Consider the following 12,595-nt stretch of genomic DNA (forward strand, 5'->3'; position numbering starts at 1 on the left):
AGGCTTTCCTTCACACTTCGTAAACCATGCGGCAGGGTCGCGCGGTAGCGTCCGTGGGAGCCCGCGCCCTTGTCGATCGAACCTGCCGCGCTCGAAGCGCTTCAATCGCTGTTCATCGGCTTCGCCTTTGCGGGGCTGCTCGCCAGCGCCTTCGAGCTGTTCACGGCGCAGCGTGCCGATTTCCAGTTGCTGCAGGCGGGCGGCCTGTTTGCGGTGGCAAGCGTCCCCGTCGTCGTCTTCAGCGCGCCCTTCCTGATCGTGCGCAACACCGTGCGTGGCCGCCGCATCGAGGGCAGGCCGTTCGTCTTCGTGATGCTCGCCAGCATGATCGCCTCGGTCTGGAGCATGGCCTGCGGCCGGGTGGTGCTCGACCTGCTGCAGATGCTCGGCTCTTGACGCCACGGCTACGAGGCGGTCACTCCTGAGGCGTCACGCGCCTTAAGGATACCCGGCATGCCGCTCTATTCGCTCGACGGACTGAAGCCCGAGACCCCGCCTGCGGGGCAATGGTGGCTGGCGCCCGATGCCCATCTGATCGGCAGGATCCGCATTGGGGCGGATGTCGGAATCTGGTTCGGCAGCGTGCTGCGCGGCGACAATGAGTGGATCGAGATTCGCGCCGGCAGCAACATCCAGGAAGGCTGCGTGCTGCACACGGACATGGGCTTCCCGATGGTGGTCGGGGAGGGCTGCACGATCGGCCACCGGGCGATCCTGCATGGCTGCACCATTGGCGAGAACAGCCTGATCGGCATGGGCGCGACCGTGCTGAACGGCGCGAAGATCGGTCGCAACAGCCTCGTCGGCGCCAATGCGCTGGTGACCGAAGGCAAGGAGTTTCCCGATAATTCGCTGATCGTCGGCTCGCCGGCACGGGCGATCCGTACGCTCGACGAGGCGGCTGCGGCCGGAATCGCCGGTACGGCGCGGGGCTATGTCGCGCGCTGGAAGCAGTTTTCCGCCGGCCTGGTCAGGCTGGATTGAAGAGCGCCCCCCAGAAAACCAGCGGGCCGGCCCCCCGGGGAAGGGAGCCGGCCCTGTGGCGAAACCCGGCCTGGGGACGGGTGGGTGGGGACGTGACCAAGTCTCGCCGTCCATCCGGAGAGGGCACCGCCCACTCCTGATCTTGTCGGCGATCGCCGAAGCGATCGCGATCCACTGCCTCAGCGAACCGAGGCGACCGTCGAAGTCTGGGCGCCGCCGAGCGAGGTCCAGCCGGTCCGGGTCTGCGACTCGCGCTTGACGTAGACGTAACCGGTCTGGCTCCACGGCAGGACCGCGTTGCGCTTGTTGTCGAGGATGAAGTCGCCGCGATCAGTGCGGACCATCAGCACGGCGTGGCCGGCATTCTCCTCGTCGATGACGACCGTCATCAGCATGGCGCGGCGCGGCACGCCGGTTTCCGCCAGGCGCTTGCGCTTCAAAAGCGCGAAGTCCTCGCAATCGCCCTTGCCGTCTTCCGGCAGATCCCAGCGGTCGACGACGCCCCAGTGATCCTCATCGGTGACGGCCTCGATCTCGCGATTGATGCGCCCGTTGATCGCGACGATGGCCTTCCAGAGCTTCGGCGTCATCTCGACGCGCTCGGCCTCGCTGACATCGACGCGGCATTCCGCCGGGCTGCGCTTGCACAGATCGCTCCAGGCATAAGGAGCGCGCGCGTCGCCCGAGGCGTTGGCCGGTGCGCTCGCAACCGGAACCCCGGCGATGCCCTGCTGGGCCTGCGCGGCGGATGCGCCGCCAGCGAGCAGCAGAAGCGCCAGCGCCGGAGCCATGAAATTGCGGTGGTGTTGAAGCATGTCGTCCCCTTCCTGTCCCTGGGGTGGACGATGCAGCCGGCGCATGGATTTGGGTTGAAATGAAAACGAACAATTTGATTGAATTCGCCAGACAATACTGGGAACGGAACTTAGTATAAATCGCCGGGAAACACGGTAGTAACAAATGGGAGCGCTGGCGTCAGGGTCTCTTAACCATGAGCTTGCTGTCTGCCGCGACCGAATCGACCAATGGTTTCTGGCGGCGCCGGTTGCTCACGCAGCCAGCGCATGGCACCCGTTCAGCGAGCGCGCGCTCCGATCAGGGGCAGGGCATGGGCGCCCCGGACATGGGCGCTGATGTCGGAGGGTTGCGAAAACATGAAGGTCGGTCGAAGCGTCCGCAGTGCATCCGCGCTGGTGAAGCCCCAGGCGACGGCCCCGAAGGCCATGCCGGCCTCGCTTGCGGCCTCGAAGTCCCTGATCTCATCGCCGATGCAGAGGCATTGCCCGTGCTCGATGCCGGCGCGCTTGGCCAGCTGCCGGAACTTCGTCGCCTTGCCGAACAGGCCGGCGCCGCAGGCGAAATGCGTGAACTGTGCCGCGATCTCGCTGCCGAGAGCCTGCCGCACATTGCTTTCCGAGTTGGAACTGACGATCGCCAGCACGAAGCCTTCCTGCCGGAGCTCGCGCAGCATGGCCTCAATGCCGGGGAAGAGGGCGATGCGGCTGCTGTCGCGCGCCGCCAGCCGGCGCATATGCCTGGCGATGAAGGGCAGTTTCCAGCGCGATACGCGAAGATGCGCGATGAGGTGTCGCGCGCTTTGGCCACGCAGGGCCTCGACCTCGTCCTCGGCGACGCGCCGGAAGTGGTAGCGGTCGGCGACGCTGTTCAGCACGTCGGCGAACCAGGCAAAGGTATCGGCCAGCGTGCCGTCAAAGTCGAAGATGATCAGTCGGTAAGGAATGACAGAGGCTCGCAGCGCCGTGGAACGCCGTCAGCTATGGCGGGCGCGGCCGCATCGCGCAAGCATGGCGGCCTGGTCACCCGAGCCTCAGAGTTCCAGGTTCTCGTCGAGCAGGTCGGCCGAAAGCGGGAAGCGGAATTCCGCGGCAAAGCCGCCGTCGAAGCGGCGGACGATCTTGGCCGGTGTCGAGCCGATGCGGACCGGCGTGTTCATCGGCAGGTCGAGATCGGTGGTGAAGGCCGTGCCGGAGAGCGAGATGTCGATGACGCGCACGACATGCTCGGTGCCGTCTTCCATCGTCACGACAGCGCGCGGGTTGCGCGGGATGATGCGCTCGTGACGGCGATCCTCGGGGAGGCCGAGTTCCTCGCGGTTGGCGAGCCAGGTCAACTGGGCGGTGAATTTCTCGCGCTTGCGGCTGGTCGCGGTGATGGTCATCGCGAAGCCTTCCATCGTCGTGCGCACGCAGGTGCCTTCGATGCGGCCGAGATGTTCGAGATAGACGATGACGCGATCGCCCGGATTGGCGCGGGCAGGGGCCGCGACATGCAGGCCGCCAGGCGAAATATCGATGGTTTGGCAGGGGTATTCCATGCGGTTGGGCAGCATGTAACGGCCCAACAGGACGACCTTCATACGATGGTGCCGCCTGCGCTCAACAATGCGTGCGGCCGTCCGGGGCGGTTGTAGAGCGCTCAACATCGAGGGTCAGCCTGATTGCGGGCCGATCCTATAGGTGCGTCGGTTAACGCTCGGTTAGCCTTTCAGGCCCGACCTCCCGGCAGCACCATAAATCGTGGCGGGCTCGACCGCATGGGCGGCGCGGGGTGCTGACGGTGGGCCGCGCCGGGCCAAAGCATGCGCAGCGAGATCATCCGCATCGAATCCAGCGTGTCGAGGCCGAGCCATTCGGGCGCGGTCGCGGCCGACAGCGCGCCGAGCATGCGCGCATGGGTCCGGCCACGATAGCGCAGCGGCAGCAGCAGCAGTTCAAGATAGATCGGCGCGCCCGTGCGCGTTTCGCCCGCAAGGCCAGCGACCGCGCCTGCGGTTTCATCCATCACGGTCTGCGCCAGGCGGCGCATGTCGCCTTGCGATTCGACATCGGGCCACAGCGCCGTGAAGGCGCGGCCGCGCAGTTCGTGGCCGAGCAGGGCACACAGGCGTGTACCCGCAAGCCTGAAGACAGGTCCGATTGGTTCATTCTCCAGGACGAACGTGTCGGCTAGTGCGTGGCGCAGAGCCCCGGGTTCGATCTCGCCGCGCTCGGGCGCAGCCCGCTCGCCGCGAAGAGAGTCCCAGTACTCGAAAACCAGGCGCGTGCTCGTATTCTTCATTCCGGTACCCGATGCTGCCAGCCGCGGCCCCTCCGTCCCGCCATACGTCCCGCTATGGTGCAGAAACGTCTGGAGAAGGGACGATGCGGTCCTTCTTGCAGCGAAGGACGCAGGCGGCATGCCGTCTTGCCATGCTCGCGGGCGGCTGTTCGGGTGAACGGTGCGTTAAGGTTAATGAAACCTTGAGATTGTGGATAACCGGTTAAAATGCTTATCAAATTGACGGAATTTCGCGGGTCTGCGGGCCCGCATTCGGAGGGGCCGGCGGGGATGTGACCGTGGCGCTCGGGTTGCGTATCGAGCGTCCGCACAGTCGGAAAAAAGGGGAGCGCCGCAAGGCCGCTCCCCTTTTTTGTCCGCCGCGGCCCGGCTGCGTCGCTTGCCAGCGACGGCGGCTTCGGCAAGGGTTGAAGCCCATGTCCGATACCCCTCCCAGCCATCTCCCGCCGCCTGCGCGCGAGCCCGCCGTCAACCTGCCGACGGCGGTCGTCTGGCTGATCGTGGTGCTGGGGCTGATTCAGGGCGGCCGGTCGCTGCTCTCGGCCTATGACGACTATGTCCTGATGTCCTGGTTCGCCTTCGTGCCGGCGCGCCTCAGCCTCTGGTTCGGGCCCGACCGCGTCGACGAGGTGGTGAGCGCCATGGCGACGTCCGCTACGGGACAGGATCTGGTGGACCGGCTGCAGCTCGTCCGGTTGCTGCTGGCCGATGGCGGCCCCAGGCTCTGGACGCTGCTGACCTACGGGCTGCTGCATGGTTCCTGGCTGCATCTGGTCACGAATCTGGTCTGGCTTGCCGCTTTCGGCAGCCCTGTCGCGCGCCGGCTCGGCACCGGCCGCTTCCTCAGCCTGATGGGACTTTCGACCATCGGCGGCGCGCTGCTGCACTGGTTCTCGCGTGAACTCGACGTGCTGCCACTGGTCGGCGCGTCGGCGGCGGTGTCGGGCGCTACGGCGGCAGCGATTCGCTTCGTCTTCGCGCCGGGCCTGCGTTTCGGCTCGCTTGCCGACGATGCCGTCGTCCGCGCGATCCCGGCCGAGCCGATGGGGCAGCTCTGGCGCAATTCGCGCGCCCTGCTGTTCATCGGGATCTGGTTTGCGACCAATATCCTGTTCGGAGCCGGTCTGGTTCCGATCCTCGGCGAGGAGACCAGCATCGCCTGGGAGGCCCATATCGGCGGGTTCCTGGTCGGCCTGATGATGTTTCCGCTGCTCGACAAGGGTGCGCTGCGCCGCTGAGGGTCGCTTGCAACGCAGTTCGCCTGCGTGCTTGGCCTGTTCGCCTTGCCTGTGCCTCGCTCTTCGCCCACACTCCGTCCATTCGCAGCGTTCCCGAGGCCTCTCCCGGCGCGTGAGTTCCGTCGACGGCCGCAGGGACCAGGGCGATCCCGCGCGCCGGACAACGGCGCCACCGTCAGGAGGAAGAAGCCATGAACGTCGAGCAGCTACTGGGCGGCAAGGGCCGCGAGGTCATCTCGGTGCAGCCGCATCGCACGCTGGGTGAGGCCGTCCGTACGCTCAGCGAGCGGCGCATCGGAGCCGTGGTGGTGATGGGCGCGGATGGCGCTCTGGTCGGTATCCTGTCTGAGCGCGACATCATCCGGGCGCTTGGCGAAAGTGGGGCGGCGGCGCTGGAAAGCCCGGTTTCGCGGGTGATGACGGCCAAGGTCGTGACCTGCCGCTCCCAGACGAGCGTCGACGAGTTGATGGAGATCATGACGTCGGGACGTTTTCGCCATGTCCCGGTCGTCGAGAGCGGCCGTGTCATCGGCATCATCTCGATCGGCGACGTGGTGAAGTATCGCGTCGCGGCGATCGAGGCCGAAAGCCGCGCGATGCGCGACTACATCGCGATGGCCTGAGGCCGTAGGCTGCCCCCGTAGGCGACTTCAGACGGAGATACGGCTGCCGGCGATGGCCGCCTCGATGTCGTCGAGCGCGCGTCGCGTCGCCTGGCGGCCGAATTCGATCGTCTCTTCGGCGCGGTGGAAGTCGAACAGCCCCATGCGGCCGAGCTTGGGGCCGATCATGACGTCGGGTGGATCGCCGGCGAGGCGCGAGCGCGAGATCCGGTCCTGGGTGATGTTGAAGGCGTCGATCATGACGCCCGCAAGGCCCGGCCGGTCCTCGTTCTGCCGGCCGACGAGGCCGCGGACGCGGCGCGCCGCGCCGGTGATGCCGCCGAGCCAGCGCGAGGTCGGCCGCACGTCGAGTTCGGGCAGGATTTCGGGATCGGGATCGGCGGCGTGGTTCTGGATCGTGGTGCCGCGGCCGGCGAGGTCGCTGTTCAGGTTGACGCAGATCACGACATCGGCGCCGAGCGCCCGGGCGGCCGTGACCGGCACGGGATTGACCAACGCTCCGTCCATCAGCCAGCGCCCGCCGAGCTTAACCGGATCGAACACGCCGGGCAGCGCATAGGAGGCGCTGAGCGCCTCGACCAGCGGGCCACGCGTCAGCCAGATCTCGTGACCGGTCCCCAGTTCGGTGGCGATCGCGACGAAGCGCTTCGGCAACTCCTCGATGCGCAGGCCGGCCAGGTCGCGGTCCAGCAACCGCTTCAGGCGGTTGCCGCCGATCAGGCCGGCTCCGCCGATGTGGAAATCCATCAGGCCGACGACGCGGCGCTTGGTCAGGCTGGTGGCGAATTCCGCGAGCTGGTCGAGCTTGCCGGCGGCGTAGCAGCCGCCGACGACGGCACCGATCGAGGTTCCGGCGATGACATCGGGCTCGAAGCCGGCTTCAGTCAGCACTTCGAGCACGCCGATATGGGCCCAGCCGCGCGCGGCACCGCCACCCAGCGCCAGCCCGAGCTTCGGCCGGCCGTTTCGAGCGGGCGCCTCCACGCTCATATCGTTCATCCGCGTCCCACCTCCGTTAAGTCCAAAGGCTCGCGGCGCGACCTCGTCCCGTAACCTGGGCTCGCCCCTCCGGGTGAAGTCGCAGCGTCGCAAGAATCGGTGATCAAACCGTCACCGCCGGAGCAAAGCCTGCGCATATCGGTGGCCTTTGACGGAAAGATGAAAGCCCCGGGGAAAACATCGCTCGCGGCGCCGGCCGTCACTCAGGCGCAAACGAGCGGTTCGGCAGCATCCCGCACCAACGGCTTGACCCTGTAGAAGCAGGAGTGGCGGCCGGTGTGGCAGCAGCCGCCGTCGCCGGCGACATTGACCTTCAGCCAGAGTGCGTCCTGGTCGCAGTCGACCCGCATCTCGACGATGGTCTGGATCTGGCCCGAGGTCGCGCCCTTGTGCCAGAGCTCGGCCCGCGAGCGCGACCAGTACCAGGCCTCGCCGGTCTCGATCGAGCGCGCCAGCGCCTCGGCGTTCATATGGGCGACCATCAGCAGTTCGCCGGTGCCGGCATCGGTGGTGACGCAGGTGATCAGGCCGCTTGCGTCGAAGCGCGGCGCGAACTGCGTGCCCTCCTCGAGGGCCTGCTTGTCGGGGGCCGTGGGGAAGGGCGACATCAAGGTCTCCGGAATGGCCAAGGGCGCATCACGAGGATGCGCCCTTCTAAGAGGGGACGGGCCGGGCAGGCCGTCGCAAACGAAGGCGTCAGAGCCCCGGCGACTTCACCATGGTGAAGAAGCGCACCTGCTCGGCGGGCTCCCTGAACAGGCCGGTATATTGCGTGGTCATCGTCGACGAGCCCTGCTTCTGCACGCCGCGCATCGACATGCACATATGCTCGGCCTCGATCAGCACGGCGACGCCGCGCGGTTTCAGCGCCTTCTCGATCGCCTGGGCGATCTGTGCGGTCATCGTCTCCTGCGTCTGCAGGCGTCGCGCAAAGAGATCGACGATGCGGGCGAGCTTGGAGAGCCCGACGACGCCCTTCGAGGGGTAGTAGCCGATATGGGCCTTGCCGACGAAGGGCACCATGTGGTGCTCGCAATGCGAATAGAACGGGATGTCGCGGACCAGGACCATGTCCTGATAGCCCTCGACCTCCTCGAAGACGCGGTCGAGGATCTCGTCGGCGTCTTCCTCATAGCCCTTGTAGAATTCCTTGTAGGCCCGGGCGACGCGGGCCGGCGTCTCGACGAGACCCTCCCGCGACGGATCGTCGCCGGCCCAGAGGATCAGCGTGCGAACGGCCTCCTCGGCCTGCTCCTGCGTCGGCTGCCTGACCAGAAACTTGTCTGCGGAGGGGCTCAGGGCCCGCTCGACGGACAAGGACTTAACCACAGGGATCATGTGGTGCCTCCCGTTAAGATGAAACCGACCGGACAATCACAGGGATGGCCCGGCCATGCGACAAGTTCCTCCCGGCGAGCGGAGCCGCGTCGAACGCTCTCCCGCCAGGCGGCCTTCCATCCTATATTGGTGTCGAGCGCCGGTCACGCCAAGGCCCGGTGGAGAAACTGACATGCTGAGCGACGTCTACAACAAGCGCATTCTCGAACTGGCGGCCAATATTCCGCTGCTGGAACGGCTAAGCACACCCGACGCCACGGCCAGGGCCCATTCGCGACTATGTGGCTCGACCGTGACAGTCGATGTCACCATGGATGGCGATGTCGTCACCGGCTTCGGCCATGACGTGAAGGCCTGCGCGCTTGGCCAAGCCTCGTCCTCGATCATGGCGCGGCATGTGGTCGGCTCGACCGCCGAGGAGCTGCGCAGCGTGCGTGAGCAGGCGCGCGCCATCCTGAAGGAGAACGCCGAGCCGCCCGAAGGCAAATGGGCCGATCTGTCCGTGCTCGTGCCGGTGCGCGACTACAAGGCGCGCCACGCCTCGACGATGCTGACATTCGACGCGGTTGTCGATGCGATTGGCCAGATCGAGCAGAAGCGCGGCCAGCAGGCGGTGGCGTGACCGTTGTTCGCGTGAGCGATCTCGGCGCGGGCTATTTCAGCCCGAGCGCCAGCCGGATTTCGGCCTTTGTCTCGTCGAACCGCGACCGGAAGGCGCGTTCGGCGAGGAGCGCCTTGGCGACGGCGCGCCCGGCCTTGTCGCCGGCCGTGAGATCGCTGCGATAATGGAAGCCGCAGACCAGGCGGCTCTCGCTGTAATCGGTCACCCGTTCCTCGAACTTCGCGGCGAGTTCCGGCGCGGCCTGAGTCAGGAGTTCGGCATAGAGCGCAGCCGTCGCGGCGTGGCCGGCCGGGAAGGAGGTGCCTTCGGGGCGCCCGCCCGGGCAGGGCTTGACGCGGACCTTGTTCCAGACCGTGAAAGGGCGCTGCCGGCTGGTGAGGCGACGCACGCCGAGCAGCACGATGTTGAGTTCGACTTGCGCCTCGCGGAAGATCAGGCGCACCTCGCGATGCTCGTTGCCCGCGAAGGGAATGCCGGCGCCTTCGAGGAAGCGGGCGAGCGTCTGGTACTGGTCGGCAATCGCCGCCTTCTCGCGCTCGGGGGTGCGATTGAGCGTGATTTGCAGCACCTCGTCGAATTCGCGCTTCTGTTCGGGCGAGGTCATCGCAGGCGGCAGGCCGATGAGGCGGGCGACATCGACCTTGCCGGGCTCGAGCCAGAGCAGGTTGGCGCGCTGCTGGGCCTGAACGGGCGCAGCAGATATCAGAAGGCCCGCCGCAACGCAGATGGCGGCGGCTGTCGCGCGGAACGGAACGGGACGCATAACGGAACGCAGCATGGCGAATCTCGGCTCTGATGACGAGCGCGATGAAATGGCATCGCTGCGGGGCTTGTCACGTCTTTTCACACAGGCCGCGCGTTTAAAGCGAGCACCGCGGCGCGGCGCGCACTTTGCGATCCGCGGCTACCAGCTCAGCCTGTCGATGCTGGTGGGCCGACACTGCCGGCATTGGCCGAGTTGCTCGAGCTATACCGACGAGGCGATTCAGCGCTTCGGCCTGTGGCGCGGCGGCTGGATCGGCGTCGCGCGGATCTGCCGCTGCACGCCGCTGGGCACGAGCGGGATCGACCTCGTCTGCGAGGAATTGCCGCCCGGCTCGGCGTGGTATCGGCCATGGCGCTACGGGCGCTGGCGCGGCGTCAACGCGCCGGAACCGCTTTAGTCCGCCGCGTTGGTCTTCAACGCCGTGCGGCAGCCCTCGGAGAGCTTGGTCAGGTTTTCCTTGAAGCAGGCCGCGATCCGGCCGCCGCCGGGCTGCACGCCGGGGCAGTGGGTCGCGATGTCCTTGGCGCAGGTCTCACGCACGGCGGCGGCGCGATCCTGTGCGATCACCGGCTGGGCGGCGCCGGCGAGCGCAACGGAAACGGCCAGGGTCTTGGCAAGAATACGGATCATGCACGGGATTCCTGTGATTGGATCGTGGCGGCAACCTGCATCATGCCGGCAACAGCTTGCCGGGCGATGAGGAAAACATGACGAAACCGACAGGTTTCGTTGTGACGTGTCGTGAGGCGATTGCCTGCGGGCGTTCGCTCATATAGGCGGGGCGTCTCGGTGGTGTCCTCACCCGGATACGGACATCCCCGCGCAAGCTCAGCCGAGTATTTGCCCAACCATGTATCCGGCCTTGGCTTACGGGGTTCGTATCCCCGAGTGAGCAGGAGTGCGATCGATGACGATCTCCCTGACATTTCCCGATGGCGCGCAGCGCGAATTTCCCTCCGGCATCACCGGAAAGGAGATCGCCGCCGGCATCTCGCCCTCTCTCCTGAAGCGCACTGTCGCGATGGCGCTGGACGGCGTCGTCGTCGATCTCGGCGATCCGATTGGCAAGGACTCGAAGATCGAGTTCCTGACCCGCGAGGATCCGCGCGCGCTGGAGTTGATCCGGCACGACTGCGCCCATGTCCTCGCGGAAGCCGTGCAGGCGCTCTATCCGGGGACACAGGTGACGATCGGACCGGTGATCGAGGGCGGGTTCTTCTACGATTTCGCGCGCAACGAGCCGTTCACGCCGGATGACTTCGCGCCGATCGAAGCGAAGATGCGCGAGATCATCGCCAGGGACGCACCCTTCACCAAGGAAGAGTGGAGCCGCGACAAGGCCAAGGATTTCTTCGCCAGCAAGGGCGAGGCCTACAAGGTCGAGCTCGTCGATGCGATTCCCGCCGACCAGACGCTGAAGATGTATGCGCAGGGTGATTGGATCGACCTCTGCCGCGGCCCGCACATGACCTCGGTCGGCAAGGTCGGCACGGCCTTCAAGCTGATGAAGGTGGCGGGCGCCTATTGGCGCGGCAACAGCGACAACGCCATGCTGACGCGCCTCTACGGCACGGCCTTCGCCAACCAGGCCCAGCTCGACGCCCATCTCAAGCAGATCGAGGAGGCCGAGAAGCGCGACCACCGCAAGATCGGCCGCGAAATGAACCTGTTCCACTTCCAGGAGGAGGGGCCGGGCGTCGTGTTCTGGCACTCCAAGGGCTGGCGGCTGTTCCAGGAGATCCTGACCTATATGCGGCGCCGTCTCGCGGCGGACTATGAGGAGGTCAACGCGCCGCAGATCCTCGACAAGTCGCTCTGGGAGACGTCCGGCCACTGGGGCTGGTACCAGGACAACATGTTCGCGGTGAAGTCGGCCTCGGCCTTCGAGAATCCCAACGACCCGACGCGCGACCAGAAGGTCTTCGCGCTCAAGCCGATGAACTGCCCCGGCCATGTCCAGATCTTCAAGCACGGCCTGAAGAGCTATCGCGATCTGCCGATCCGGCTTGCGGAATTCGGTAACGTCCATCGCTACGAGCCGTCCGGCGCGCTGCACGGGCTGATGCGCGTGCGCGGCTTCACGCAAGACGACGCGCATATCTTCTGCACGGAGGAGCAGCTTGCGGCCGAGTGCCTGATGATCAACGACCTGATCCTGTCGGTCTATGAGGATTTCGGCTTCACCGAGGAACTCGTCATCAAGCTCTCGACACGGCCCGAGAAGCGCGTCGGCTCGGACGCGCTGTGGGACCATGCCGAGGATGTGATGCAGAACGTCTTGACGACGATCGCGACGCAATCCGGCAACCGCATCAAGACCGAGATCAATCCGGGCGAGGGCGCCTTCTACGGGCCGAAGTTCGAATATGTGCTGCGCGACGCCATCGGCCGCGACTGGCAGTGCGGCACGACGCAGGTCGACTTCAACCTGCCCGAGCGCTTCGGGGCCTTCTATATCGGCTCGGATGGCGAGAAGAAGCAGCCGGTCATGGTCCACCGCGCGATCTGCGGCTCGCTCGAGCGCTTCACCGGCATCCTGATCGAGAACTTCGCCGGGCATTTCCCTCTCTGGCTCGCGCCCGAGCAGATCGTCGTGTCGCCGATCACCTCCGAGGCCGACGCCTATGCGGAAGCCGTCACCATCGCCTGCATGAATGCCGGCCTGCGGGCGCGGGCCGATCTTCGCAACGAGAAGATCAGCTACAAGGTGCGCGAGCATTCGCTGGCCAAGGTCCCGGTGATCCTGGCCGTCGGCAAGCGCGAGGCCGAGGAACGCACCGTGACGGTGCGCCGGCTCGGCAGCCAGGCGCAGACGGTGATGAGCCTCGACGAGATGCTGGCCGCGATGGTCGACGAGGCGACGCCTCCGGACCTGAAGCGGATCAAGGCGGTGCGGTCGGCGCGCTGACGGCCCGGTACGGACTGCCGTTGCGAGCCCCGCGATGAC

At 66.4% G+C, this 12,595-nt stretch carries 16 protein-coding genes; 7 read left to right on the forward strand and 9 right to left on the reverse strand.

From position 1 onward, the window contains the following. The first annotated feature begins 69 nt into the window (after positions 1-69). Together AC1DYU_RS02170 and AC1DYU_RS02175 are read left to right on the forward strand one after the other, a co-directional pair. Positions 70-396, forward strand: a complete 327-nt coding sequence (locus AC1DYU_RS02170; RefSeq protein WP_158487128.1) for a DUF6949 family protein — start codon at positions 70-72, stop codon at positions 394-396. Between the two features lie 57 nt (positions 397-453). Then, on the forward strand, positions 454-984 hold the full coding sequence (locus AC1DYU_RS02175) for a gamma carbonic anhydrase family protein (protein ID WP_476790213.1): 531 nt from the start codon (positions 454-456) through the stop codon (positions 982-984). Positions 985-1,163: 179 nt separating this feature from the next. On the opposite strand, the gene AC1DYU_RS02180 is transcribed toward AC1DYU_RS02175, so the two are convergent. The 4 genes from AC1DYU_RS02180 to AC1DYU_RS02195 form a co-directional block, all read right to left on the reverse strand. After that, positions 1,164-1,799, reverse strand: a complete 636-nt coding sequence (locus AC1DYU_RS02180; RefSeq protein ID WP_158485832.1) for a transglutaminase-like cysteine peptidase — start codon at positions 1,797-1,799, stop codon at positions 1,164-1,166. Between the two features lie 260 nt (positions 1,800-2,059). After that, positions 2,060-2,740, reverse strand: a complete 681-nt coding sequence (locus AC1DYU_RS02185) for an HAD-IA family hydrolase (RefSeq protein ID WP_476790698.1) — start codon at positions 2,738-2,740, stop codon at positions 2,060-2,062. Between the two features lie 72 nt (positions 2,741-2,812). Then, the gene (locus AC1DYU_RS02190) at positions 2,813-3,427 is read right to left on the reverse strand and encodes a PilZ domain-containing protein (RefSeq protein WP_158485830.1); all 615 of its coding nucleotides are present in this window, start codon (positions 3,425-3,427) and stop codon (positions 2,813-2,815) included. A gap of 62 nt (positions 3,428-3,489) precedes the next feature. Then, positions 3,490-4,062: a PAS domain-containing protein gene (locus AC1DYU_RS02195; protein ID WP_476790214.1), complete on the reverse strand. Its 573-nt coding sequence runs from the start codon at positions 4,060-4,062 to the stop codon at positions 3,490-3,492. A 416-nt stretch (positions 4,063-4,478) separates the two neighbouring features. Between AC1DYU_RS02195 and AC1DYU_RS02200 the strand changes: the two genes are divergently transcribed. Further along, the gene (locus tag AC1DYU_RS02200; protein WP_476790215.1) at positions 4,479-5,300 is read left to right on the forward strand and encodes a rhomboid family intramembrane serine protease; all 822 of its coding nucleotides are present in this window, start codon (positions 4,479-4,481) and stop codon (positions 5,298-5,300) included. Positions 5,301-5,491: 191 nt separating this feature from the next. Beyond that, positions 5,492-5,923 carry a CBS domain-containing protein gene (locus tag AC1DYU_RS02205; RefSeq protein WP_158485828.1) on the forward strand — a complete coding sequence of 144 codons (432 nt, stop codon included), beginning with the start codon at positions 5,492-5,494 and terminating at the stop codon, positions 5,921-5,923. 27 nt (positions 5,924-5,950) lie between these two features. Here AC1DYU_RS02205 and AC1DYU_RS02210 read toward each other — a convergent pair whose 3' ends face one another. The 3 genes from AC1DYU_RS02210 to folE form a co-directional block, all read right to left on the reverse strand. Then, positions 5,951-6,922: a patatin-like phospholipase family protein gene (locus AC1DYU_RS02210; protein WP_158485827.1), complete on the reverse strand. Its 972-nt coding sequence runs from the start codon at positions 6,920-6,922 to the stop codon at positions 5,951-5,953. Positions 6,923-7,125: 203 nt separating this feature from the next. Beyond that, positions 7,126-7,530, reverse strand: coding sequence for a phosphoribosyl-AMP cyclohydrolase (hisI, locus tag AC1DYU_RS02215; RefSeq protein ID WP_158485826.1), 405 nt, complete (start codon positions 7,528-7,530; stop codon positions 7,126-7,128). Between the two features lie 88 nt (positions 7,531-7,618). Then, positions 7,619-8,260: a GTP cyclohydrolase I FolE gene (gene folE, locus AC1DYU_RS02220; protein ID WP_476790216.1), complete on the reverse strand. Its 642-nt coding sequence runs from the start codon at positions 8,258-8,260 to the stop codon at positions 7,619-7,621. 172 nt (positions 8,261-8,432) lie between these two features. Here folE and AC1DYU_RS02225 point away from each other — a divergent pair, with 172 nt between their 5' ends. Continuing rightward, on the forward strand, positions 8,433-8,882 hold the full coding sequence (locus tag AC1DYU_RS02225) for an iron-sulfur cluster assembly scaffold protein (RefSeq protein WP_476790217.1): 450 nt from the start codon (positions 8,433-8,435) through the stop codon (positions 8,880-8,882). Between the two features lie 31 nt (positions 8,883-8,913). Here the strand turns inward: AC1DYU_RS02225 and AC1DYU_RS02230 are convergent, their stop codons facing one another. Beyond that, positions 8,914-9,660 carry a phosphatase PAP2 family protein gene (locus AC1DYU_RS02230; protein WP_476790218.1) on the reverse strand — a complete coding sequence of 249 codons (747 nt, stop codon included), beginning with the start codon at positions 9,658-9,660 and terminating at the stop codon, positions 8,914-8,916. A gap of 34 nt (positions 9,661-9,694) precedes the next feature. Here AC1DYU_RS02230 and yidD point away from each other — a divergent pair, with 34 nt between their 5' ends. Beyond that, positions 9,695-10,045 carry a membrane protein insertion efficiency factor YidD gene (gene yidD, locus AC1DYU_RS02235; protein ID WP_476790699.1) on the forward strand — a complete coding sequence of 117 codons (351 nt, stop codon included), beginning with the start codon at positions 9,695-9,697 and terminating at the stop codon, positions 10,043-10,045. On the opposite strand, the gene AC1DYU_RS02240 is transcribed toward yidD, so the two are convergent. Beyond that, the gene (locus AC1DYU_RS02240) at positions 10,042-10,278 is read right to left on the reverse strand and encodes a cysteine rich repeat-containing protein (protein WP_476790219.1); all 237 of its coding nucleotides are present in this window, start codon (positions 10,276-10,278) and stop codon (positions 10,042-10,044) included. The genes yidD and AC1DYU_RS02240 overlap by 4 nt on opposite strands. A 277-nt stretch (positions 10,279-10,555) precedes the next feature. Here AC1DYU_RS02240 and thrS point away from each other — a divergent pair, with 277 nt between their 5' ends. Continuing rightward, positions 10,556-12,556, forward strand: a complete 2,001-nt coding sequence (gene thrS / locus AC1DYU_RS02245; RefSeq protein WP_476790220.1) for a threonine--tRNA ligase — start codon at positions 10,556-10,558, stop codon at positions 12,554-12,556. Positions 12,557-12,595: the final 39 nt, after the last annotated feature.

It is taken from the genome of Allobosea sp. P2_B12 (assembly GCF_056404835.1).